Origin of the sequence: Streptomyces sp. WM4235 (assembly GCF_001279725.1) — a bacterium.
GTDB lineage: Bacteria > Actinomycetota > Actinomycetes > Streptomycetales > Streptomycetaceae > Streptomyces.
Genome location: NZ_LGDE01000035.1, coordinates 107,929 through 131,539, shown reverse-complemented (window position 1 = coordinate 131,539; position 23,611 = coordinate 107,929). Strand labels below are relative to the sequence as shown.

Annotated in this window: 18 protein-coding genes and 1 pseudogene; 15 read left to right on the top strand and 4 right to left on the bottom strand. The window is 71.9% G+C overall.

Translation table 11 applies throughout. From position 1 onward, the window contains the following. A pseudogene (locus tag ADK55_RS05525) lies at positions 1-415 on the top strand (vitamin B12-dependent ribonucleotide reductase); the annotation flags it as partial. Positions 416-576: 161 nt separating this feature from the next. Here ADK55_RS05525 and ADK55_RS05520 read toward each other — a convergent pair. Beyond that, positions 577-1,536 (bottom strand): DUF1152 domain-containing protein, encoded by a 960-nt coding sequence (locus tag ADK55_RS05520; RefSeq protein ID WP_053676324.1) that lies wholly within the window; start codon positions 1,534-1,536, stop codon positions 577-579. A 62-nt stretch (positions 1,537-1,598) separates the two neighbouring features. On the opposite strand from ADK55_RS05520, the gene ADK55_RS05515 reads away from it, so the two are divergent. From ADK55_RS05515 to ADK55_RS05495, 5 genes are all read left to right on the top strand, one after another. After that, positions 1,599-2,435, top strand: coding sequence for an arylamine N-acetyltransferase family protein (locus tag ADK55_RS05515; protein WP_078998515.1), 837 nt, complete (start codon positions 1,599-1,601; stop codon positions 2,433-2,435). A 32-nt stretch (positions 2,436-2,467) separates the two neighbouring features. Further along, positions 2,468-3,073, top strand: a complete 606-nt coding sequence (locus ADK55_RS05510; RefSeq protein WP_053676308.1) for a YdbC family protein — start codon at positions 2,468-2,470, stop codon at positions 3,071-3,073. Between the two features lie 72 nt (positions 3,074-3,145). Beyond that, positions 3,146-3,805 (top strand): histidine phosphatase family protein, encoded by a 660-nt coding sequence (locus tag ADK55_RS05505; protein ID WP_053676307.1) that lies wholly within the window; start codon positions 3,146-3,148, stop codon positions 3,803-3,805. Positions 3,806-3,816: 11 nt separating this feature from the next. Then, the gene (locus tag ADK55_RS05500) at positions 3,817-4,731 is read left to right on the top strand and encodes an ADP-ribosylglycohydrolase family protein (protein ID WP_053676306.1); all 915 of its coding nucleotides are present in this window, start codon (positions 3,817-3,819) and stop codon (positions 4,729-4,731) included. A 523-nt stretch (positions 4,732-5,254) separates the two neighbouring features. Further along, positions 5,255-6,805 (top strand): DUF4173 domain-containing protein, encoded by a 1,551-nt coding sequence (locus tag ADK55_RS05495; RefSeq protein ID WP_324611169.1) that lies wholly within the window; start codon positions 5,255-5,257, stop codon positions 6,803-6,805. Positions 6,806-6,929: 124 nt separating this feature from the next. Here the strand turns inward: ADK55_RS05495 and ADK55_RS05490 are convergent, their stop codons facing one another. After that, positions 6,930-8,483: an MFS transporter gene (locus ADK55_RS05490; protein ID WP_053676305.1), complete on the bottom strand. Its 1,554-nt coding sequence runs from the start codon at positions 8,481-8,483 to the stop codon at positions 6,930-6,932. 141 nt (positions 8,484-8,624) lie between these two features. On the opposite strand from ADK55_RS05490, the gene ADK55_RS05485 reads away from it, so the two are divergent. From ADK55_RS05485 to ADK55_RS05475, 3 genes are all read left to right on the top strand, one after another. Then, on the top strand, positions 8,625-9,227 hold the full coding sequence (locus tag ADK55_RS05485) for a TetR/AcrR family transcriptional regulator (protein ID WP_053676304.1): 603 nt from the start codon (positions 8,625-8,627) through the stop codon (positions 9,225-9,227). An 82-nt stretch (positions 9,228-9,309) separates the two neighbouring features. Beyond that, positions 9,310-10,020, top strand: a complete 711-nt coding sequence (locus ADK55_RS05480; RefSeq protein WP_053676303.1) for a ribonuclease HII — start codon at positions 9,310-9,312, stop codon at positions 10,018-10,020. A 42-nt stretch (positions 10,021-10,062) separates the two neighbouring features. Beyond that, positions 10,063-10,710: a hypothetical protein gene (locus tag ADK55_RS05475; protein ID WP_053676302.1), complete on the top strand. Its 648-nt coding sequence runs from the start codon at positions 10,063-10,065 to the stop codon at positions 10,708-10,710. A 319-nt stretch (positions 10,711-11,029) separates the two neighbouring features. Here the strand turns inward: ADK55_RS05475 and ADK55_RS05470 are convergent, their stop codons facing one another. After that, the gene (locus ADK55_RS05470; protein WP_053676301.1) at positions 11,030-11,659 is read right to left on the bottom strand and encodes a hypothetical protein; all 630 of its coding nucleotides are present in this window, start codon (positions 11,657-11,659) and stop codon (positions 11,030-11,032) included. 214 nt (positions 11,660-11,873) lie between these two features. Next, positions 11,874-14,033 carry a RecQ family ATP-dependent DNA helicase gene (locus ADK55_RS05465; RefSeq protein WP_053676300.1) on the bottom strand — a complete coding sequence of 720 codons (2,160 nt, stop codon included), beginning with the start codon at positions 14,031-14,033 and terminating at the stop codon, positions 11,874-11,876. Between the two features lie 264 nt (positions 14,034-14,297). Here ADK55_RS05465 and ADK55_RS05460 point away from each other — a divergent pair, with 264 nt between their 5' ends. From ADK55_RS05460 to ADK55_RS05435, 6 genes are all read left to right on the top strand, one after another. Next, positions 14,298-15,440, top strand: coding sequence for a DUF4192 domain-containing protein (locus tag ADK55_RS05460; protein WP_078998510.1), 1,143 nt, complete (start codon positions 14,298-14,300; stop codon positions 15,438-15,440). Positions 15,441-15,628: 188 nt separating this feature from the next. Continuing rightward, positions 15,629-17,596, top strand: a complete 1,968-nt coding sequence (locus tag ADK55_RS05455) for a glycogen debranching N-terminal domain-containing protein (RefSeq protein ID WP_053676299.1) — start codon at positions 15,629-15,631, stop codon at positions 17,594-17,596. A 69-nt stretch (positions 17,597-17,665) separates the two neighbouring features. Beyond that, a complete protein-coding gene (locus ADK55_RS05450; protein ID WP_053676298.1) occupies positions 17,666-18,412 on the top strand; it encodes an NUDIX hydrolase in 747 nt (248 codons plus the stop codon). Positions 18,413-18,597: 185 nt separating this feature from the next. Beyond that, positions 18,598-20,562: an ABC transporter ATP-binding protein gene (locus ADK55_RS05445; RefSeq protein WP_053676297.1), complete on the top strand. Its 1,965-nt coding sequence runs from the start codon at positions 18,598-18,600 to the stop codon at positions 20,560-20,562. Positions 20,563-20,712: 150 nt separating this feature from the next. Further along, positions 20,713-21,654: a FadR/GntR family transcriptional regulator gene (locus tag ADK55_RS05440; RefSeq protein ID WP_323181884.1), complete on the top strand. Its 942-nt coding sequence runs from the start codon at positions 20,713-20,715 to the stop codon at positions 21,652-21,654. A 364-nt stretch (positions 21,655-22,018) separates the two neighbouring features. Next, positions 22,019-23,593, top strand: coding sequence for an RNA polymerase sigma factor (locus ADK55_RS05435; protein ID WP_053676322.1), 1,575 nt, complete (start codon positions 22,019-22,021; stop codon positions 23,591-23,593). Positions 23,594-23,611: the final 18 nt, after the last annotated feature.

Genomic DNA, 23,611 nt, shown 5'->3' with positions numbered 1-23,611 from the left:
CGGTATGACGGACGACCCGGACGTGCGGATGGCGCAGTCGATCGTCGACTACATCTTCCGTCGCGTGGCGCTCGACTTCCTGCCCTTCGAGACCCGCTCGGCCCTCGGCATCCACTCCGCCGAGGAGCGTCAGCGTCACCTCGACACCGGTTCCTACGAGCCGCTGGACGGCGAGCAGATCGACACCGAGACGCTGGCCCAGTCCGCGCCGCTCGCCGCGGTTCCCGCTCCGAAGCCGGTCACGGCCGGAACGGCCGCGGCCCCGAAGACGGCGCACTCCAGCGCCGAACTCGTCGAGATGCAGCTGGGTGTCTCCGCCGACGCCCCGCTGTGCTTCTCCTGCGGTACGAAGATGCAGCGCGCCGGCTCCTGCTACATCTGCGAGGGCTGCGGCTCCACCAGCGGCTGCAGCTGACACCGGGCGTGATCACGTGGGACGGCCGTCCCGCGTGATCCGCACGGCCGGTTGAGCGGTGGCTCACGAAGGGGATCGACCTGCTGGTCGGTCCCCTTCGGCGTGGGCGTGACGAGCAGCCCCGGTCCGGCGCCGATGCCCCAGTGCCGGGCGTCAGGGCGTCAGTGCGGGATGGTGCGCGACGGGCGGGTGATCGTCTCGTCCCGGAAGGCGGAGATCTCGGAATGGACCTGCCGCATCAGGTGGGTGTTCTCGATGCGGTCCAGGTAGAGGCACCGGGCGGCCAGTCCGGACAGCTCGAACGCGAAGCACAGGGACATCAGCGGATTCACGAAGAGCTCGCTGAACCGTGTGCGCCGGGTGAACTGGACGTTCCCGAACTCGCCTCGCACGGCCGCCGCGATCGAGCCGTTCACGATGCTGGGGCGATCCGGGGTCTGCTCCTGGGCGTGGGCGACGGCGTCCACGAAGAGCGCGCCCTCGCGGGTGGCGCGGGATATCGAGAACGCCCCGAGGTAGGCGCCCTCGCGTTCCAGCGCCGCGATGTTCTCCAGCACGAGGGCGTGGCTCACCCCGTGGTAGGCGTCCACACCGAAGCCGACCGAGACCACGAGGCGCTGCGGTACGTCGTCCAGTGCCGCCAGCGCGGCGACGCTGGTCAGGTCCTCCTCCGGGGTGCCGAGACCGGCTTCGTCGCCCCGCATGAGGATGTCCGTGCCGCCGTCGACGAGAACCACCGCGTCGATGTCGTGGAGGTCGATCAGCGCCCGGTAGGCGGCCCGGAGCGGCTGTACTCCGATGAGGGGGAAGGCGTGGACGACGGCCGGATAGCCGTGCAGCTTCAGCCATCGGGCGAGGGCGCGTTCCGGGAAGTACGCCTGATGAGGGGCGGTGTCCGGGGTGATCACGGCGACGTCGGGGACGATCCAGTCATCGGCGGGCAGGCCCGCGAGCGCGCTGAAGGACAGGCTCGCCAGGTGGACCTCCTTGCCCTGGTGGAGGAGGGAGAGCGCGATCGGCAGGCCCGCGTAGACGTCGAAGCCGCCTCCCGCCCCGGCCACCAGGATCCGCTCGGCATCGGCGAGACGGTCGAAGAGAGGGTTGGTGTGGAGGGCCGTCATGCCGATCATTGTGCGGGGCGCGCCGGTCGGGCGCCATGGAGTTCGCGGGGGAGCGGGAAGACGTGTGGAGTTCTGACGAGCTGGACCTGGACGCCTATCTGGCAAGGATCGGCCTGGAGACCGGGTCGGGTGGCCGGGAACTCCGTCCCGACCTGGAGACGTTGTACGCAGTGACCCGGGCGCACATCGCCGCCATTCCCTTCGAGAGCCTGGACGTCACGCTCGGCCGTCCCGTCGCGCTGGACGTCAAGGCACTACAGGACAAGATCGTGCACGGTCGTCGAGGCGGCTACTGCTACGAACAGAACTCGCTGCTGGCCGCCGCCCTGGAGCGGATCGGCTTCGAGGTCGCCGGGCGCGGGGCCCGCAACCGCACCCGGGGTGACACGCTGCTCGCGGTGACGCACGCCGTCCTCGTCGTCACCGTCGAGGGTGAACCGTGGCTGTGCGACGCCGGGTTCGGCCACCCCGGACCGCGCGAACCCGTACCGCTCGCGCGTACCGGAGTCGAGGTGCGGCAGGGGCGGTGGACGTATGCCGTCCGGGCGGAGGCGGACGGCGTTCTGGTGCTCCGCTCACTGCGCGGGGAGGAGTGGCGTGACCTCTACGCGTTCTCGCCACAGGCCTACCACCCCGTCGACTACGTGGTGCTGAACCACTTCAGCTCCTCGCACCCGCGCTCCGCGTTCGTCGGCAAGGTCATCGTCCAGTACCCGGGGGACTCCGTGCGCGTGGCTCTCGTGGGGAGGGAACTCACCCGGTTGTATCCGGACGGACGCCTCGTTCGGGAGAGCGTGGCACCGGACGAGTTGATCACCGTGCTCGACCGTGAGTTCGGACTTCGACTGCCCGCGCGGGACGCCGCCGAACTGGTGCGGATCCACCGCGCCGGGGACTGACCCGGACCGCGCCTGGCCCGTACGATGGCGCGGTGCTGGTCAAGTGGATTCGCTGCACGGTGACGGACCGACGCGGGTTCGAGCGTGGGCAGCGCAAATGGGCGGGGCTTCCGGGGGAGCCGGGTTTCCGGGGACAGGGCGGCGGATGGAGCCGGGGCCGGCAAGGCGTCGCGCACGTCTTCGCGTTCTGGGAGAGTCGCTCCTTCTACGACTCGTTCATGGCCCGCTCGCACGACCGGCTGGCCGCGTCCCAGAACGGCACCTTCACCGACGCGCGGGTCACGCTCTTCGATCACCGCTTCGACGTGAAGACCGGTTTCGAGCCGCGCTTCTCGGACGCCGATGTCGTCCGGGTCGCCCACACCCGAGTGCGTGAGGGCCGCGTGGATCACTTCGCGCTCATGCAGGAGAAGGTGTGGAACCCGGCCATGGCCGGCTCGCCCGGCATGATCCGGGGCCTCTTCGGGGAGGCCCCGGGTCGCGAATTCCTGGTGTTGTCGATGTGGCGCGCGGCCGCCGAACACGGAAAGTACCGACAGGAGCGGGTGGAGCGGCTGTCGCTGCGGGCCCAGACCGAGGCCGACGTGGAGGCGCTCACGGGTGACGTCGTCGACCTCGAACCCTCCTGGACGGTATGACCGTACGACGAACGCCGGCCTGAGCGGCGAGCCCGGTGCGCGGGGGACGAGATGTCCGAATAGGGTCGTGGAATGGTTCGACCACGGCGCATCGTCCTTGTCCGACACGGGGAGTCGGAGGGGAACGCCGACGACACGGTGTACGAGAGGGAGCCCGACCATGCCCTGCGCCTGACCCGGACCGGCCGGGAACAGGCCGCCGAGGCCGGTGTACGGCTGCGCGAACTCTTCGGCGACGAGTCGATCAGCGCCTACGTCTCCCCGTACCGCAGGACCCTGCAGACCTTCCGCGAGCTGCGGTTGGACCCGACCCGGGTCCGGATGCGCGAGGAGCCCCGGCTGCGTGAACAGGACTGGGGCAACTGGCAGGACCGTGACGACGTGCGGTTGCAGAAGGCATACCGGGACGCCTATGGGCATTTCTTCTACCGATTCGCCCAGGGGGAATCGGGTGCGGACGTCTACGACCGGGTCGGCTCCTTCCTGGAAAGCCTCTACCGCAGCTTTGAGGCCGAGGACCACCCGGAGAACGTTCTGGTGGTGACCCACGGGTTGACGATGCGGCTGTTCTGCATGCGCTGGTTCCACTGGTCGGTGGCCGAGTTCGAGTGCCTGTCCAACCCCGGGAACGGGGAATTCCGCGCGCTGCTGCTCGGCTCGGACGGCCGGTACCGGATGGACCGCCCATTTGAACGGTGGACCACACCCGAGCCTTATGACCTGGACGGCTAGAGTGGCGCGCGATGACCGCTGACTCCTCCTCCGAAAGGCGCTACGCACGCGCCATGTCCAGCCTTCGAGGGCTGGCACTGGGTGACGCTCTGGGCTCCCAGTACTTCGTTCCCGTGAACTATCCACGGCTCAAGCGGCGTGAGGTCCCCGCCGGCACCGACCCCTGGCAATGGACCGACGACACCGAGATGGCCTGCTCCGTGGTGGCCGTGCTCGCCGAGCACGGGCGCATCGACCAGGACGCGCTCGCGCTGTCCTTCGCCCACCACCACGACTTCGACCGCGGCTACGGGCCCGCCGTGAACCGGATGCTGCGGCTGATCCGAGAAGGCGCGGACTGGCGCACGCAAGCGGCCGAACTGTTCAACGGCCAGGGCTCGTGGGGCAACGGGGCCGCCATGCGGATCGCGCCCCTGGGCGCCTGGTACGCGGACGACCCCGAGCAGGCCACGCACCAGGCCGAGATCTCGGCGTACACCACCCACCAGCACCGCGAGGCGGTCTGCGGAGCGATGGCCGTCGCCGCGGCCGCCTCGCTGGCGGCGGCTCCGGCCGGCCCGCCGAAGGCCGCCGACCTGTTGGACGCGGTGATCGCGTTGGTGCCGCGCAGCGCGGTCGGCGCCGGACTGCGACGGGCGCGCGGGATGCTCGACTACGACGACGCGACCACGGTCGCGGCGGTCCTGGGATGCGGGCGGCGTACGAGTGCCCACGACACGGTGCCGTTCGCGCTGTGGTCGGCGGCCCGGTCCCTGGACGACTACGAGCGGGCGTTCTGGACCACCGCGCAGGTGGGCGGGGACGTGGACACGACGTGCGCGATCGTCGGCGGAGTCCTGGGCGCGCGGGGGGACGCGGTGCTGCCGGAGGCGTGGCGCTCGCGCACCGAGGCCCTTCCCGCGTGGTTGCCGGACGCGGCGCGGTAGTTCGTCCGGTTCGGATCTTCCGGGTCGAGGGCGCCCGAGTACCCCTGGTACTCGGGCGCCCTTCGCGTTGTCCTGCCGAGGGGCGGCACCCGTGCCCTGCGCCCGGTGCGACGGGGCCGCTCCGGTTTGTCACGGTCCTGACACAAGGCCTTCTTGAATATGTTCAAAACTGGCTGGCCCCGGCCTACCCTGTCCGCTTCGCCGCTCTCAACTCCCGCACTCCGGGAGCGGCTGACAGGGGAGGGACCTGATGTCTGAGAACGCCGACAAGGCGAAACGCGATGCGACCGGAGGCGAGGCCGCCGCCGGGCGGCCTGCGGAGTCCGGGACCGGTATGCCGGGCGCCGGGGCGCCCGGGGCGGGGGCCCCGGGAGCCACCACCCGTGGAACCGCTCCGGTCGAGCAAACCGCTCCGGCTCAAGGCACCGTTCCGGCCGACGCCGCGAGCCCCGGTCCTGTGGCCGCGCCGCCGCCTGCCCCTCCCGGTTCGCCGGGTTTCGACTCCGTGGCCTGGCACATCTGGGTGGCTCAGCAGAAGGGCCCGCGGTGGCAGCAGGCCCAGGCCGAGGCCGCGGCGCGGGCGCAGGCGTCGATGGCCCGCCGGGTCCGGTCCGCACAGCCCGCCCCGATCCGCACCGTCACCCTGGTCGCCGTGCTCGTCGCCGGTCTCGCCACGGCGGTCCTCCTCGGCGACGGCGTCGGCCCCGGACTGCTCCTCGCCGCGCTGCCCGCCATGGTCGCCGCGTACGTCTCCGCCCGTGCGGCCGGTCGTACGATCCGACCCTGGACCGTGGTCTGGTCCCTGGGCTGCGTGGCCCTGCTCGCCGTCCCGGCCCTGCGCGACTCCGCCTGGCCGTCCACGCTCGCCGTCCTCGCCGCCGTCTCGCCGGCCGCGCTGGCCCTGCACGGAACCCGCCGCTGGCCGGGCGTCCTGCTCAGCCCGCTCGGCTTCGTCGACACCGCGATCACAGGCGTCGGCTGGGCCTGGGAAGGGGTGCGTTCGCGCGGCGGCGGCGTGGCCCGTACGCGTTGGCTGCCCATCGCCAAGGCGACGGTGGTGGCCGTCGTCCTCCTGTTCGTGTTCGGGGCGCTGTTCGCCTCCGCCGACGCGGCCTTCGCGGACCTGCTGGGCGGTCTGACCCCGGACATCTCCGTCGGGGAGAGCCCGTTCCGCGTCGCCCTTTTCCTGGTGGGCGCGCTCTGCGCCCTCTCGGTCGCCCGGACCGCCGCCGCGCCGCTGCGCTGGGACCGCGTCTCGACGACCCCGGGCAAGCCGCGCTCCCGCGTGGAGTGGGCGCTTCCGCTCGTCGTGCTCAACCTGCTGTTCGCGGGGTTCATCGCGGTGCAACTGGCCGTCCTGTTCGGCGGGTACGACAAGGTCCTGGAGCGCACGGACCTGACCTACGCCGAGTACGCCCGCCAGGGCTTCTGGCAGTTGCTCTGGGCCACCGTGTTCGTTCTGGTCGTCATCGCCCTCGCCCTGCGCTGGGCACCCCGCGGCGGTCCGGGCGACCGCCGCTTCGTCCGGGTGGTCCTGGGCACCCTGTGCCTGCTGACACTGGTCGTGGTCGCCTCCGCGGTGCGCCGGATGGACCTGTACGTGGACGCGTACGGGCTGACCCGGCTGCGCCTGTCGGTGGTCACCTTGGAACTGTGGCTCGGGCTCGTGATCGTGCTGCTCATGGCGGCCGGCGCGTTCGGCGGGCGTTGGCTGGCTCGTGCGGTGGCCGGCAGCGCCGCCGCTACCGTCCTGGCCTTCGGGCTGATGTCCCCGGACGGGATCATCGCCGAGACGAACGTCGCCCGGTACACGTCGGACGAGAAGATCGACGTGGAGTACTTCCGCCATCTGTCGGCCGATGCGGCACCCGCCCTGGACCGCCTGCCCGAACCTCAGCGCTCCTGCGCCCTGATCGGGGTCCGTGACGACCTGGCGGAGTCCGAGGGCGCGCCCTGGTTCGCGACGAGCCTGGCGCAGTCCCGAGCGCGCCGCATCCTCGACGCGCGCCCGGTCACGGCCACCGCACACGACTGCGTACGGCTCGGCCTGTACGGCGGCCGCAGCGAGTACTGACACCCGTACTGAAACCCGTACGAAGGGGGCGCCGGAGGAGGGCGCCGCCGTGCCGCACGGCACCCGGCGGCCCCTCATCGGGCCGTGCTCAGCCCACGGGCCGCGTTGGACCGACGGGCCGTGCTCAGCCCACGGGGCCGGCCTTCTCGGCGGTTCCGTTGAGGGCCTCCAGGTCGCTCTTGCGCACCCGGATCACCAACAGCGCCGTGGCCAGGGCGAGCCCGGCCATCGCCACGGCGGCGATGAACGCGGTGGAGATGCCCTGGGTGAGGACGATGTCGCCCCACGGGTCGGGTAGCCGGCCGGTCGCCTTGAAGGCCGCCAGTTGCTCCGGTTGCGCCTGCGCCAGGAACGCGGGGACCTGCCTTTCGACCTCGTCGCGACCGGCCGTGCCGAAGACGGTCACCAGGATGGACAGGCCGAGCGAGCCGCCGACCTGCTGGGCGGCGTTGAGCAGACCGGAGGCAGCACCGGCCTCCTTCGGCGCCACCCCGGAGACGGCGGTGAGGGTGAGGGTCACGAAGTTGAGCCCCATGCCGAAGCCGAAGAGGAGCATCGGGCCCAACACCCCGGACACGTAGGAACTGTCCGTCCGGATGAACGTCAGCCAGGTCAGGCCCGTGCCGGTGAGCGCGGACCCGAGGACCATGAAGGGCTTGGGTCCGAATCGCGGCAGGAAGCGTTGCGAGAGACCGGCTGCCGTCACGATGGCGACGGTGACCGGCAGGAAGCCGAGTCCGGAACGGATCGGGGAGAAGCCGAGCACGTTCTGGACGAACTGGACGATGAAGAAGAACATGCCGAACATCGCGGCGGCGAGGCCGAGCATGATCACGTAGGTGCCGGCGCGATTGCGGTCGGCGAACATCCGCAGCGGGATGATCGGTTCACGTGCCCGCGATTCGACGATCACGAACAACCCCAGGAGCACGACGGCGGCGGCGAAGGAAGCGAGGGTGAGCGCGTCGCGCCAACCGTCCTCCGACGCGCGGATGAAGCCGTAGACGAGCGAGGCCATGCCGCCGGTGGACGTGAGGGCCCCGGCGATGTCGAAGCGACCGGGATGACGTTCGGACTCGCTGATGTAGAGCGGCGCGAGGACGGCGATCAGGATGCCGATCGGCACGTTGACGAAGAGGACCCAACGCCAGTCGAGCCACTCGGTGAGCATGCCGCCCGTCAACAGGCCGATCGCGCCGCCACCCGCCGAGACGGCGGCGAACACGCCGAAGGCGCGATTGCGCTCGGGGCCCTCGGCGAAGGTCGTGGTGATCAGGGCGAGCGAGGTCGGTGAGGCGATCGCCCCGCCGACTCCCTGGAGGGCGCGGGCCGCCAGCAGTTGCCAGGGCTCCTGGGCGAAGCCGCCGAGGAGCGAGGCGAGGGTGAAGAGCAGGATGCCGGTGATGAAGACGCGGCGCCGCCCCAGGATGTCGCCGGCCCGGCCGCCGAGCAGCAGCAGGCCGCCGAAAGCCAGGGTGTACGCGCTGATCACCCATGACAGGTCGGTGGTGGAGAAGGAGAGCGCGGTCTGGATGTGAGGGAGCGCGATGTTCACGATCGTCGCGTCGAGAACCACCATGAGCTGGCAGGCGGCGATGACCGCGAGTGCCACTCCCGGGCGCCCGGGATGTCGGGCGGCGCCGGGTATTCGGGGCGTGGCCAGTTGAGTGCTTGTCACTGAGGATCCCCCCAAAGTGAAATAGTGAACGCATCCGTTCACTGCGGGTCCACGGTAGGAGCCGGCGCTTAGTGAACACAAGCGTTCACTAAGGCTGAAAATTCGTGCGACGGACGCACGGGGCGGTGGGAGGTGTGGGGCATGACGGGTTCACGCTGGTCGGAGGCCGCGCCGGGGCGCAGACGGGGTCCGGAGCTCGAAAGGGCGATTCTCGACGCGGCCTTGGAGCAGTTGAGCACCGTCGGGTGGAACGCGCTCACGATGGAGGCCGTCGCGGCGGGCGCGCGCACCGGGAAGGCGGCCGTCTATCGGCGCTGGCCGTCGAAGGCGGAACTCGTCGTGGAGGTGCTGCGGGCCGGATTGCCGTCACTGGGTGAGATCGAGGATCACGGATCGATTCGTGAGGACCTCCACCACCTGTGTGCGCGGATGCGTGACGTGATGAGGTCGCGAGCCGGTGAAGCACTGCGTGCGGTGCTTCACGAATGTGATCACATCCACGCCGATCGCTTTCGGGGGGTGATCTGGAAGGGATTGCACGCACCCGCTCAAGACCTGATCAGGGACCTGGTGAAACGCGGAATCAAGCGGGGTGACGTCCGTGAGGACGCGGCGGCTCCGTACGTCACCGACGTGATCCCGGCCATGTTCATGTATCGCGCAAAGGTGTACGGAAGCGAATGGGAAGACCCCGACATCGCGGAACTGATCGACCGCGTCATGGTGCCGATGCTCAGACCCTGAACCGGCCGGACGGTCACGCCGCACGCCCCGGCCCGGGGCGGGGTGTGCAGGGGGCGCGGGGCGGCGTAACCTTGCTGGCGCCATGCCGTACGAAGCACCCACCCACGCCGTCGAACGCTCCCTCCGTGCAACCACCGGCGCCAAGGTCATAGCCGGGGTCGACGAAGTCGGACGAGGGGCCTGGGCCGGACCCGTCACCGTGTGCGCGGCGATCACCGGCCTGCGCCGGCCGCCCGCGGGACTCACCGACTCCAAACTGCTCACCCCCAAGCGGCGCGAGGCGCTCCGCGACGTCCTGGAGGACTGGGTCACCGCGCACGCTCTCGGGCACGCCTCCCCCGAGGAGATCGACGCGCTCGGGATGACGGCGGCCCTGCGGCTCGCCGCGGTGCGAGCCCTGGAATCCCTGCCGGTGCGGCCCGACGCGGTGATCCTCGACGGCAAGCACGACTACCTCGGTTCGCCCTGGCGGGTCCGCACGGTGATCAAGGGGGACCAGTCCTGCGTCGCCGTCGCCGCCGCCTCCGTGATCGCCAAGGTCCGGCGCGACCGGATGATGGCCGACCTGGCCGAACAGGGCGGCGGAATCGAGGACTTCGCCTTCGCCGCGAACGCCGGCTACCCCTCGCCCGTGCACCGCGCGGCGCTGGAGGAGCTGGGGCCCACCCCGTACCACCGGCTCTCGTGGTCGTACCTCGACGCGCTGCCCCGTTGGCGGCACCTCAAAAAGGTGCGCCGCAGCGAGGAGAGCGTGGAGCTGGAAAACGGAGGCCAACTCGGGTTCGATTTCTGATCGCGTCCACGTGCCACCCGCCGGTACGTTTCGTACCGGTGTTTGAAAGATGTCAACTCAAGCCTCTCAACCGAGGAGCCTCAGATTCACGAGAGTGCCCAGGGTCCCCGCGTCACGCCGGCCGCGAGCCGCACCGCGCAGACCCCCCGCCCCGTACCTGGTCCGCGTCCCGCCGCCGTACCCCGGCCCGGACGCCCCGGTCCCGCCCGACCCGCCCCGCCCGCGCAGCGCGCGGCGCAGGCCGCCCCCGGACCCGTTCCCGCGGCCCCCGAGGCCACCGTCCCGTCCGTCTCCGAGGCGGTCCCGCAGGTCCAGCTGATTCCGGCATCCGCCGAGGGCGCGCTGGACGCGGCCGAGGAGGCCGTGGACCTGCTGCTCGACACCGGGCGCGCGCCCGGCGACATCCTGGTGCTCACCACCGGCGACCCGCACCCGTGGGCCGCGCACGAACTGTCCTTCGGCGAGGCCGCGTACTGGGCCCAGCACGATGCCGGGGACGACGTCTTCTACGCGGACGCGGCGCAGGTCCAGCGCGCCGCCGGCCGCCCCGTCGTGGTCTTCGCGGTCAACGGCGGATCGGTCGAGGACGCCGCCCGCACGCTGCCGGTCGCACTCACCCGGGCCGGCACGCTGCTGATCGTGTGCGGCGACGCGCAGCGGATCAACTCCGTGCTGGGCGCGGGCGTCTGACGCCCGCCTCCCGGTACGGACGGGGGCGGGGCAGGCCGTGAGGCAGCCCCGCTGAAGTCCGAGGTCCCACCCGCCGCACGCCCGGTTCCTCGGGCGCGGCCGTGAGGGCTGCCCGTGGGTGTGGTGTGCGCACGCTCCGGACAGGCTTGTGGTGCCGGGTGGGTCGGGTTCGTACGCCCGTCCGCGTGCGCGCACCCCACCGGTCCGCACCCCACCGGTCCGCAGGCCACTGGTCTGTGGCCCGGTGGGGTCCGCGCACGCGGTGTACGCGGACCCGAGCGAGGCGGTGCGGATCCGTGCCCCGCCGGCGGTGCGTCGATCAGCGCGCGGCGGTACGCCGCAGCGCCTCGGCCGCGCCGCCGCCGGTACGCAGGCTCATCGGAGCGAACTCCGCCACGGTCGAGCCCAGCGGCTCCGGCCGGGAGTCCGATCCGGGCCGCCGCCCGCCACGGTCCTCGCCCAGGACCTGCCAGCCGCCCGGGGTCAGCGTGATGTAGGCGCCGCAACGCAGCCCGTGCAGGGTGCAGGCGTCCCGCAGCCCCCACATCCAGGCCCCGTCCTCCTCGGTCCACCGCTCGTCGCCGTCACGGCAGTACATCAGCACCGCCGTCCGCACCGGCGTCCGTCGACGCAGGTCGTGCGGGAGCACCCGGCGCAACCGCGACAGCAGGGCGTTGCGGTACTCCCAGCCGTCGGCCGAGGCCGACCGCTGGACGAACGATGCGCTGGCGACCAGGCGTTCGTCGGGACCGAGGACGGCGATCACCGCGGTGGTCGGCACCGGGCCGTGCCGGGCGTGCAGACCGGTGACGATCTCGCGGGGATTGGTCAGCAGGGGCACCCCGGCCGACGTCCACTCGGCCGGTTCGAGAAGTCTTCCGTGCCGGATGGCGCCGCCGGTGGCCGTTGTCAGGGACGTGGTGGAGCTCGGGGCGAAACCGAAGGTCACGGTCCTCCCTTCGGGTACACGCCCGCGTACGGGCACGGCTGGGATGCGGGCGCGCCGCAGCACGGCCCTGGAGAGTGCCGGCGAGCCGAGCGGGAGCACTCCGATTCTCGCGTGGCCCGCGAGGATGGGGCAATGAGCATTTGAGGCTGCCGACCGGAATTCGCCGGTATGCCGCTCATATCCTTGCCCCGCCACGCCGAAGATGACGCATCCGTTACGGCTGAAGCGCGAGTACCAGCGGAAACACCCCCTTCGCACCGGCCCGGCGGAGCAGCCTGGCAGCCACCGCGAGCGTCCAACCGCTCTCCGCGCGGTCGTCCACGAGAAGAACCGGACCCGGAGTCTCGGCCAGCGTCGCCGCGAGGGCCGGAGGCACCGTCAAGGCCTGGTGGAGCCCCCGAACCCGTTGGGCACTGTTCGACGAAGGCAGGCCGAACTCCGGTGCCTGGTCGGTGTACGCGAGCGAGCCCAGCAACGGCATCCGTCCGATCTCCGCGATCCGCGCGGCGAGCGAGCCGACCAACTGGGGACGCGAGCGCGACGGCAGGCAGACCACACCCGCCGGACGGGCGGGGGCGTCCGCGGCCCCGGAGGCCCAGCCGCCCGGCCCCCGCGCCCAGTCGGCCAGGACGGCCACCACGGCCTGCGCGACATCGTCCGGGACGGGCTGGTCGGGTGCCTGCGGGGCGAGCATCGGGCGGAGCCGGTTGCCCCAGCCGATGTCGGAGAGGCGGCCCAGGGCCCGGCCGGTGGCGGACTGCTCCCCGGCGGGGATCCGGCCCTTGAGGTCCACGCCTACCGCCACGAGCCCGGTCGGCCACATCTTGCGCGGTTCCAGTTCCACGCCCGGACGCCCCAACTCGCCTCGGGCGGTGTCCAGGGCCGTGCCGGAGACCTCGGCGGTGAACCGGGCCCCGGCGCAGTTGTCGCAGCGCCCGCAGGGTGCCGCCTCCTCGTCGTCGAGCTGGCGGCGCAGGAACTCCATGCGGCAGCCGTCGGTCGCCGCGTAGTCGCGCATGGCCTGCTGCTCGGCGGAACGCTGACGCGCCACCCACGCGTAGCGCTCGGCGTCGTACGCCCACGGCTCGCCCGTCGAGGTCCAACCGCCCTTGACCCGGTGCACCGCGCCGTCCACGTCGAGCACCTTGAGCATCGTCTCCAGGCGGGTGCGGCGCAGATCGACCAGCGGTTCCAAGGCGGGAAGCGACAGCGGGCGGCCCGCCTGGGCCAGGACGTCGAGGGTGCGGCGGACCTGCTCCTCCGGCGGGAAGGCGACGGACGCGAAGTACTGCCAGATGGCCTCGTCCTCCCGACCCGGCAGCAACAGGACCTCAGCGTGCTCCACACCGCGGCCGGCGCGGCCCACCTGCTGGTAGTACGCGATGGGGGAGGAAGGTGACCCCAGGTGCACCACGAACCCCAGGTCGGGCTTGTCGAAGCCCATGCCCAGGGCAGAGGTGGCCACCAGCGCCTTGACCCGGTTCGCCTGGAGATCGTTCTCCGCCTGCTCGCGGTCGGCGTTCTCGGTCTTGCCGGTGTACGAGGAGACGGTGTGACCGCGGTGGCGCAGGTAGGCGGTGACCTCCTCGGCCGCGGCCACCGTCAGCGTGTAGATGATCCCGGACCCCGGCAGGTCGGTCAGGTGGTCGGCGAGCCACGCCAGCCGGTGCGCGGCATCGGGCAGGGCGAGCACCGAGAGGCTCAGGCTCTCCCGGTCCAGCGCGCCCCGCAGCACGAGCGCGTCCGTGCCGGCGCCGGTGCCCAGTTGCTCCGCGACGTCGGCGGTCACCCGGGCATTGGCCGTGGCGGTCGTGGCCAGCACGGGAACCCCCGGCGGGAGATCGGCCAGCATCGTGCGCAGCCTGCGGTAGTCGGGGCGGAAATCGTGGCCCCAGTCGGAGATGCAGTGGGCCTCGTCGACCACGAGCAGGCCCGTGGCGGCCGAGAGCTTGGGGAGGACCTGGTCACGGAAGTCCGGGTTGTTGAGTCGCTCGGGGCTCACCAGCAGGACATCTACCTTGCCGGCGGCGACCTCGGCCTGGATGCCCTCCCATTCCTCCGGGTTGGCCGAGTTGATCGTGCGGGCGCGGATTCCGGCCCGGGCGGCGGCCTCGACCTGATTGCGCATCAGCGCGAGCAGCGGCGAGACGATCACGGTGGGGCCGGCGCCGCTCGCCCGCAGGAGGGAAGTGGCGACGAAGTACACGGCGGACTTGCCCCACCCCGTGCGCTGCACCACCAGCGCCCGCCGCTTCTGCGCGACGAGGGCCTCGATCGCCCGCCACTGGTCCTCGCGCAGCCGAGCGGTGCCCGTCGGATCGCCCACCAGGCGGGCGAGTACGGAATCGGCTGAGGACCTCAGGTCTGGGTTCATGCCCCCATGCAACCTGATGGCGCCGACATCGCGCCAATGCCGGCCCCGACCTGTGGATATTGAAGATTGGACCAGTTAGGTCTGATTCGGGGAGTTATCCACAGGGGTTTCGCGATTCGCCCCCGCACGGGACCGTCGACGCATGACGACCAACCACGCGGTACAAGCCCGTCCGACCAGCCGTCCAACGGCCCGTCCGGACCGTCCATCGAATCCCAGATCACCCTGCGCAGCCCGGCGGAACTGGCCGATGCGCTGCCCTACATGCTCGGCTTCCACCCGACCGACTCCCTTGTCATGGTCGCCGTCCACGGCGAGGGCGGGCGCTTCGGCGGTCGGCTGCGCGTCGGGATTCCCACCGCTCCGACGGAATGGGAGGAAACCGCCCGACAGGTCGCCGAAACCCTGGTCCGAGGCAGCGAACGACGCGGAGGCAAGCCCGACGGCATCGTCGTCTTCCTCTGCCAGGACCCGCGCGAAGGAGAGAGCGGACAACGCGTGATGACCCGGTTGCGACCCCTCGCCCAACGGCTCCGCTTGGCCTGCGGGACGCTGGACGTACCCGTCCTGGAGGCCCTGTGCCTCTCCGAAGGCCGCTACTGGTCCTACGTTTGCCCCGACGCGCGCTGCTGCCCGGCCGAGGGCAACCCCCTGGTCATGCCCGGCACCTCCGTGATGGCCGCTGCGGCCACCTTCGCCGGCCTGCAGGTCAGGGGCTCCCTGAAGGAGATCGAGGGAAGGTTGACCCCACTGCGCGGAGCAGCCGCCAGGGAACAGGAGGCGGCTCTGGAACGGGCCGCCGTCGCCCTGGTGCCGAAGATCCTCGACGGAGCCACGCGCGAGGAGATCGGCGCCGAGACCATCGCCCTGGCCCGCACCCTCATGCGGCGCATGACATCGCCTCCGCCGCCGGTCGCGTCGGGATCCGGTGGGGACGACTGGGACGACGCCCTTTTGGGGCACGACGAGGCGGCCGCCGTGATCATCGGCCTTCAGGATCGCGAGATCCGCGACATCGCCGCCGAATGGATGGAGGGCGAGGAGGCAGGACCCGCACTGCGCCTGTGGCGCGCCCTGGCCCGGCGCTGTGTAGGGATCTACGCCGAGCACGCCGCGGCCCCGCTCACTCTCGCCGGATGGGTCTCGTGGTCCACCGGGGACGAACCGACCGCCCGCGTCGCACTCGACCTGGCCCTGCGCGCGGACGCCGACTACCGCTTCGCCCAACTGCTCCACCACGCCTGCAACGAGGGCATCGACCCGGAGGGACTGCGGCAGTGCCTGCGCGAGGAACGGCAGCGCAGGGAGCCCCGCCGCAAGCGACCGGCCGGAGCCGGCCGCCCGCCCGGACGGCGCACCAAGGCCGAGCGCCGGGACGCCCGCCGCACCACGAGGAGCGAACAGTGATCCGCTACCGGGGCCCTCTCCTGGGACGACTTCGCGACGCCCTCGGCCACCCGCCGGAGCCACACCGGGGAGAGCCACCGCCGGGGCCCGTGACCCGGGCGGGGGTGAAAACGTTCAGCTGTGGGGTGGTGGGGGCCCGGCCGCGCCGCCGCCCAGCGAAACCGACCGGAGCGCAGACAAGGCGACGCATGGCCCACCCCGTACCACCCGCCCGCAGGCCCGAACTGCCGCCCGTGCACGGAGCCGTCATCTGTCTCGCCGCGCCGTGCCTGGCCATCTCGCCCGAGCACGGCCAGCTGACCGGGCGGGGCATCGACGGGGTCTACCGCGCAGGGCTGCGGCTCCTCTCCCGCTGCGTGCTGCGCGTCGGCGGCCGGGACCCGGTGGCCGTGCAGGGGCGCAGCCTCGGCGCCGACCGGGCCGCCTTCACCGCCACGGTCCGCACCGGAGCCGAGGCCGGCCCCGACCCCGACATCGGCGTCGAGCGCGTCCGGCACGCCGACGGCACCGAACGGATCACCCTGCGCAGTTACGCGAGCCGCCCCGTGCGCCTTCCGGTGGAGCTGGCGCTCGGCACCGACCTGGCCGAACTGGCCGTGATCGCCGCTGGCCGCGCCGGGCCCGAGCTCCCCGCCGCCGTGCACGCGGCCGGGCTGCGCTGGAGCACCGGCGACACCCAGGCCGTCGTCACCGCCGAACCCGCTCCCGACGACGCGCTCGCCTCGACCGGGCTGCTGCGCTGGCAGCTCGAACTGGGCCCCGGCGAGTCCCGCACCATCGAGCTGCGGACCGGCCGGGACCGCACCACGAGGGCGTCGGCCGGTCAGGTGGCCAACCCCTTGGCCGACGCCCGGGCGGAGGGGGACGACCCGAGGGTCGAGGCATGGTTTCGGACAAGCGTGGAAGACCTGGGCGCGCTGCTGCTGAGGGATCCCGAGCAACCGGGCGACGCCTTCGCGGCTGCGGGAGCGCCCTGGCGGCTCGGCCTGGCCCCGGCGGAGTCGCTGTGGGCGGCCCGGATGGCGTTGCCGCTCGGCACCGGGCTCGCCGCGGCCACCCTGCGCGTCCTCGCCCGCGGTCAGGTCGACGGGCGCGGACCGGGAGCCGGGATGATCCCGGGACCGCTGCGCGGGGCCGGACCACAGTTGCCGCCCGGATGTACCGGGACCGAGGCCACGCTCGCCTTCCCCGCGGTCCTCGCCGAGGCCCGGCTCTGGGGTCTGCCCGAGGAGGAGGTGGCTCGGCTTCTGCCCGCTGCGGTGGCCTGCCTGGAATGGCTCCGCGGAGCGCTGGGGGAGGACGGTCTACTGGCCGACCCCGACCCGGGTCCACGACGGTGCGAGACCCAGGCCCATGCGTACCGGGCCGCGCTGCTCGGCGCAGACCTCCTCGACGGGTGCGGGCGGCCCGGCGCCGAGGAATGGCGGGACCGGGCAGCCCGACTGCGGGAGCGGTTCCGGGCGGAGTTCTGGATCGACGGCCCGGACGGCGGACGGCCCGCCGCGGCCCTGCATCCCGACGGCCGCCCCCTGCTTCGCCTGACGGGAGCCGCCGCGCACCTGCTGGACACCGGACTGCTGAGCGGCGGCCGGACGGCCCCCGGCCTGCTGGACCGGACCCGTACCGAGCAACTGGCCCGGCTGCTCGGAGCACCCGCGATGGACTCGGGATGGGGGCTGCGGAGCATGTCGAGCCGAGAGCCCGGCCACAATCCGTTCGGGCACCGTTCGGGTGCGGTACGGGTCCACGAGAGCGTCGTCGCGTTCTCCGGCCTGGCCCAGGCGGGCTTCGAGAAGGAGGCCGCCGGTCTGTTGCGGGGACTTCTCGACGCGGCCGAGACCTTCGGGTACCGGCTGCCGGAGATGTACGCCGCCGGGCAGCGCACCACGGGCAGCGCTCCGATCCCGCACCCCGCGGCCTGCCGTCCGGCCGCGGTGGCCGCCGTCGCCGGCGTCCACGCGCTGGTCGCCCTCGCGGGGATCCGCCCGGACGCCCCCGCCGGCACGGTCGCTCTACACCCGCTCCCCGGTGCCCCGCTCGGCTCCCTGAGGCTCTCGGGGCTGCGCGTGTCGGAGCAACCGTTCGGCGTCAGGGTCAGCCGACTCGGCCTCGGGATGGTGGAGGAGGCCGCTGATGTGCTCCAACTGGGAGGCTGAGTCTCGGATCACTGTCGTCGGGATCACCAAAGCCCTGTTTATCGTCAGGCAGACGACTATGATCGCGGCATGTCGCCCTACGACCCGTCGGCCTTCCCGCCCTTCGCCGTCACCGTCGACCTGGTCGTGCTCACCGTGCAGCGTCACGCGCTCTGCGCGCTGGTCGTCCGACGGGGGGAGCAGCCGTTCCAAGGACGCTGGGCGCTGCCCGGAGGCTTCGTACGCGATGACGAGGACCTCGCCGGTGCCGCGGCCAGGGAACTCGCCGAGGAAACCGGCCTCTGCGCGCACGACCCGACCGTGCCGGACGTGGGCAACGGGGCGCACCTCGAACAGCTCGCCACGTACGGAGATCCGAAGCGCGATCCCCGGATGCGGGTGGTCAGCGTGGCTCACCTGGTGCTGGCTCCGGATCTGCCCGCGCCTCGGGCGGGCGGGGACGCGAACAGCGCCCGCTGGGCCCCCGTCGACGAACTCCTCGCGGCGGGCGGGGAGGCTCCCGCCGGACTCGCCTTCGACCACGAGCGCATCCTCGCCGACGGAGTCGAGCGGGCGCGATCCAAGATCGAATACTCCTCCCTGGCCACCGCCTTCTGCCCTCCCGAGTTCACCGTCGGTGAGCTGCGAAGGGTGTACGAGGCCGTGTGGGGCGTGGCGCTCGACCCGCGCAACTTCCACCGGAAGGTCACCGGGACCCCCGGGTTCCTGGTGCCGGCCGGAGGGACCACGACCCGTCAGGGAGGCCGACCCGCCCAGCTCTTCCGAGCGGGCGGAGCGACCCTGCTCAACCCGCCGATGTTGCGCCCGGAGGTCTGACGTCCCACGGCCCCGGCGAGCGGCCCCCGCCTCGGCCGGGACCCGGGGGCGGGGGCCGTCGCAGGCCAGTCCGCCGACACCGACGCGCCTGACAGCCTCATGCGTTGAAAATCGGACATATCGCGTTATCTTGCTTGCGGTACTCATGCTGCCGCAGAGCGGTCTCACACCCCGCGAGAGAAGCGATGCTCCAGGCCATCGGACTCACCAGTACACCCCGTCGAGAACTCCCGCCCCTGGTGGACGACCTCACCTTCGAGGTCCGCCCCGGGTGCGTGACCGCCCTGCTCGGCGATCCGGGCTCGGGCAAGACCACCGCGCTGCGGCTCATGCTCGAACTCGAACCGGGCCGCGGCATCACCTACTTCCGCGGCCGTCCGCTGCACCGGATCGCGCACCCCGGCCGTGAGGTCGGCGTGCTGCTCGGCGACGTCCCCGGGAATCCGGCGCGTACGGTCCTCAACCAGTTGCGGATGCTGTGCGCCGCCTACGGGGTCCCGGCGTCGCGAGCGGACACCATGCTGGAGGTCGTGGGCATCGGCGGTCTGCGCGACCAGCGGCTCGGCTCGCTCTCGCTCGGCATGGAGCGTCGCGTCGCACTCGCGGCGGCGCTGCTGGCGGACCCCTTCACCCTGCTCCTCGACGAGCCCGCCGCCGGGCTCTCGCCACGCGAACGCAACTGGATGTACGAGCTGTTGCGCGGGCACGCCGCTCTCGGCGGCGCGGTCCTCTTCACCACCGACGACGCGAAGGAAGCCGCCCGCAACGCCGACCGGGTCGTCTCCATCAGGGCCGGCAGGCTCGTCGCGGACCAGGACGCGGCGGACTTCGCACGCACCCGACTGCGTCCCCGCGTCGCCGTGCGCACCCCGCACGCGGCCCGGCTCGCGGACGTCCTGGGCCGGGAGGCCCGGGCGGCCCGGCGCGCGGTGGAGATCGTCGCGGAGAGCGGGAGCCGCCTGTCGGTCTACGGCAGCGACTGCGCGGAGGTGGGAGAAGCCGCGTTCAGGCACGGGGTGCTGGTCCACCAACTCGCGGACGAGATCGGAGACACCGGAACGCCGGTTCCGCCCGTCCCGCAGGCCCGCTCGGAGGCCCGTACGGCCGCCCACGCCACGGCCGTGGCGGCCGCCCACGCCGAGTCGGGAGCCGCGGCCGAGGCGGGCTCCACCGCCGGCCCCGGGGTCGAACCCGGTCCGGAGGTCGAGCCGTCGGCGCCGGTTCTCGGTGCAGGGGCGGGCCCGGAGCCGGGGCCGGGAGTGGGGTCGGCGCCGGGAGTGGGGTCGGGGTTCACCCCGTTCCCCGCCGCCGGCGGGGAGGAGCCGGGCCGGCCCGCGCGGGTCGGCTCCGGACGATCGGCCCGCGCCGTGCGTCGGGTGGGCGGTCCCCTGCGCCCCCTGCGCTACGAACTGCTGCGAACCTTCGGGACCGCGACCCCGCTCCTGGCCTCGGCCGCGGTCGTCGTCGTCTCCGTCGCGATCACGCTCGTCCTCGCCCGCCTCGGACACACCCCGCAGAACCGGCTGCTCGCCGCCTGGCCGCAGTCGTTGCCGCTGCCGCCCGCCGCGCTCGGCGCAGGGCTGCTCGGCGCCCTGGCCTTCGGCGAGGAGTACCGCTACCCCTCCCTGTCGGCGGACCGCGGCACGGTTCCGCGTCGGATGGGTCTGCTCGCCGCCAAGCTCGGGGTCTGCGCCGTACTCGCCCTGCTGCTCGGGGGCCTGGCCGTCACCGCGGATGCCGCGGCCCTCGGACTGGTCTTCGACTCCGGTCCGCTCGACCGGCCGGCGGAGTGGATCGCGCCGGCCGCGAGTTGGGCGGGACTGCTCATCGGCTGCGCCTGGGCCGGGGTGTTGGCCTCCGGTGTCTTTCGATCCGCGGCGGCCGGTCTGGCGGCGGTGCTCGTCGTGCCGGTGATGGTCGTACCGCTGGTGCGCAAGTCGCTGCACGGGCCGTCCGCCTACCCGACGGACGGGCTCGCCTCCAGGCTGCGCGAGTTGTCCTGGGCCCAGTGGCCACCGGAGGTGGACCGCCTGGTGCTCGGCGCCCTGCGGGTGATGGCCCAACCCGTCGGCACGGCGCTGGTGTTGTCGTTGATGGTCCTGTTGTGCGCCTATGGGTTCACAGGACTGCGCAGCCGGGTCCGCTGGTGAATGACCGTGGATGATCGTTTCGGATCGAGGTGATGGTCAACGTGACCGTTCCGTTCCGTATCAATCAGCCGGGACCACAACTCCCCGCAAAAGGCCCGGTTCTTTACGATAAGTCGTCAATTGCGTAGGTGGCACCGATCACCCTTTCGTGTGCTTTTCACCAAAGACCTCAAGGGTGATGGGAGCACGACCGACAAAGGATTCGTGAGTACCCTTGCGCACACCATGATGACCGCCGCCCGCCACGCCGACTCCGGCCTCGCCGGCTCGGGCGACCTCGACCGCTACCCCTACGCGGAGACCCAGGGGGCCGACCGGGTCGGACCGCCCCACTGGGACGGCGCCGACATCGAGTTGAGCCGCGTGGGCCGCCGCGCGACCGGAAGTCGAGGCCGCGGACTGCACGGCCAACTCGTCCAGCAGCTCGGCCAGATGATCGTCTCCGGCGACCTCGGCGCGGACCGCCCCCTGGTCCCCGAGGAGATCGGCCAGCGCTTCGAGGTCTCCCGCACGGTCGTCCGCGAATCCCTGCGCGTTCTGGAGGCCAAGGGCCTCGTCAGCGCCCGACCCAACGTCGGCACCCGGGTCCGCCCGGTCGCCGACTGGAACCTGCTCGACCCCGACATCATCGAATGGCGAGCCTTCGGCCCCCAGCGCGACGATCAGCGCCGCGAGCTCAACGAGCTCCGCTGGACCATCGAACCGCTGGCCGCGCGCCTCGCCGCCGGACACGGTCGCCCCGACATCCAGCAGCGCCTCGCCGACATGGTCGAGATCATGGGCCACGCCCTCGGGCAAGGTGACTCGATCACCTTCGCGCGTGCCGACAACGAGTTCCACGCGCTGCTGATCCAGGTCGCGGGCAACCGCATGCTGGAGCACCTGTCAGGCATCGTCTCCTCCGCCCTCCAGGTCTCCGGCAGCCCCGTCACCGCGTGCGACCGCCCCAGCGAAACCTGCGTCGCGCACCATGCGCGGATGGTCGAGGCCGTCGCCGCCGGCGATGCCCTGGGCGCCGAGAACGCCATGCGTCAACTCCTGACGGTGCATCCGGAGGTCGAGCGTGTGGTTCCGGCCCCGCGCGAGCACTGACGGGCTCGACGCGCTCAGGCGCGGGGGTGCACCACATGTCGCCGGGCCCGGTTCGGGCCCGGCGACACCCGTGTGCGGGGGCGTTCGAAGCCCTTGAATCCGTGCGTATGACCGTATGCGCGGCAATGGCGGAAAAGTGGTGTGACTCGGGCCACGAAGATTGGGCGTAACGCTCCGCGACGTCACGCGATGACTTAGGTGGTGATGGCCGACGGAGGGAAGACAGCAGCCCTTGCGGGTGCTGTACAGCTCCCCGGCCCCTGCCCGCGCCCCCGGCCCATCCCCAGTCGGTGGTCGTCGGCTCCGGTCCAGCACCACCAGGCCCGGGGTCGGAAGCCGTTCCCATCGTTCCGAGAGGTTGTTCGTGTCGGCCAGCACATCCCGTACGCTCCCGCCGGAGATCGCCGATTCCGAGTCTGTGATGGCGCTCATCGAGCGGGGCAAGGCCGAGGGGCAGATCGCCGGCGATGACGTGCGTCGGGCCTTCGAGGCTGACCAGATTCCTGCGACCCAGTGGAAGAATGTTCTGCGCAGCCTCAACCAGATCCTCGAGGAAGAGGGTGTGACGCTGATGGTCAGTGCCGCGGAGTCGCCCAAGCGCACCACCCGAAAGAGCGTCGCAGCGAAGAGCCCGGCCAAGCGGACGGCCACCAAGACCGTCGCGACCAAGACGACCGTCGCCCGGACCGTCACCGACGCCGCCCCCGAGGCGGTGCCGGCCGAACCGGACACCGTGGACGCCCTCGCGGAGGAGCCCGGGGCCGGGCCCGCCGCCAAGAAGGCCGCGGCGAAGAAGACGGCGGCCAAGAAGGCCGCCCCTGCCAAGAAGACCGCCGCGAAGAAGACGGCCGCGAAGAAGACGGCGGCCAAGAAGGGCTCCGACGAGGCCGACGAGGAGTCGACCGAGGAAGGCTCCGGCGCGGTCAAGGCCGAGTCCGAATCCGAGGAGGAGGACGGCGGCGAGAGCAAGGGCTTCGTCATCTCGGACGACGAGGACGACGCGCCGGCCCAGCAGGTCGCCGTGGCGGGGGCCACCGCGGACCCCGTCAAGGACTACCTCAAGCAGATCGGAAAGGTTCCGCTCCTCAACGCGGAGCAGGAGGTCGAGCTCGCCAAGCGCATCGAGGCGGGCCTGTTCGCCGAGGACAAGCTGGCGAACTCCGACAAGCTGGCGCCCAAGCTCAAGCGCGAGCTGGAGATCATCGCTGAGGACGGCCGCCGGGCCAAGAACCACCTGCTGGAAGCCAACCTCCGCCTCGTGGTCTCCCTCGCCAAGCGCTACACGGGCCGCGGCATGCTCTTCCTGGACCTGATCCAGGAAGGCAACCTGGGTCTGATCCGCGCGGTGGAGAAGTTCGACTACACCAAGGGCTACAAGTTCTCCACGTACGCCACCTGGTGGATCCGTCAGGCGATCACCCGCGCCATGGCCGACCAGGCCCGCACCATCCGCATCCCGGTGCACATGGTCGAAGTGATCAACAAGCTGGCCCGTGTCCAGCGGCAGATGCTCCAGGACCTGGGTCGCGAGCCCACCCCGGAGGAGCTGGCCAAGGAACTCGACATGACCCCCGAGAAGGTCATCGAGGTCCAGAAGTACGGGCGAGAGCCGATCTCCCTGCACACCCCGCTCGGCGAGGACGGGGACAGCGAGTTCGGTGACCTCATCGAGGACTCCGAGGCGGTCGTACCCGCCGACGCGGTGAGCTTCACGCTCCTGCAGGAGCAGCTGCACTCGGTGCTCGACACCCTGAGCGAGCGCGAGGCGGGCGTGGTCTCGATGCGCTTCGGCCTGACGGACGGGCAGCCCAAGACCCTCGACGAGATCGGCAAGGTCTACGGGGTCACCCGCGAGCGCATCCGCCAGATCGAGTCGAAGACCATGTCGAAGCTGCGCCACCCGTCGCGTTCGCAGGTGCTGCGCGACTACCTCGACTGACGGGACCGACGCCGAGGG

What these genes read in the sequence shown, in the direction of transcription:
- ADK55_RS05445 (WP_053676297.1), top strand. Translation starts at nt 18,598, where the DNA reads ATGCTCCAGGCCATCGGACTCACCAGTACACCCCGTCGAGAACTCCCG.
- ADK55_RS05450 (WP_053676298.1), top strand. Translation starts at nt 17,666, where the DNA reads ATGTCGCCCTACGACCCGTCGGCCTTCCCGCCCTTCGCCGTCACCGTC.
- ADK55_RS05520 (WP_053676324.1), bottom strand. Translation starts at nt 1,536, where the DNA reads ATGACGGCCCTCCACACCAACCCTCTCTTCGACCGTCTCGCCGATGCC.
- ADK55_RS05505 (WP_053676307.1), top strand. Translation starts at nt 3,146, where the DNA reads ATGGTTCGACCACGGCGCATCGTCCTTGTCCGACACGGGGAGTCGGAG.
- ADK55_RS05500 (WP_053676306.1), top strand. Translation starts at nt 3,817, where the DNA reads ATGACCGCTGACTCCTCCTCCGAAAGGCGCTACGCACGCGCCATGTCC.
- ADK55_RS05480 (WP_053676303.1), top strand. Translation starts at nt 9,310, where the DNA reads ATGCCGTACGAAGCACCCACCCACGCCGTCGAACGCTCCCTCCGTGCA.
- ADK55_RS05485 (WP_053676304.1), top strand. Translation starts at nt 8,625, where the DNA reads ATGACGGGTTCACGCTGGTCGGAGGCCGCGCCGGGGCGCAGACGGGGT.
- ADK55_RS05465 (WP_053676300.1), bottom strand. Translation starts at nt 14,033, where the DNA reads ATGAACCCAGACCTGAGGTCCTCAGCCGATTCCGTACTCGCCCGCCTG.
- ADK55_RS05455 (WP_053676299.1), top strand. Translation starts at nt 15,629, where the DNA reads ATGGCCCACCCCGTACCACCCGCCCGCAGGCCCGAACTGCCGCCCGTG.
- ADK55_RS05460 (WP_078998510.1), top strand. Translation starts at nt 14,298, where the DNA reads ATGCTCGGCTTCCACCCGACCGACTCCCTTGTCATGGTCGCCGTCCAC.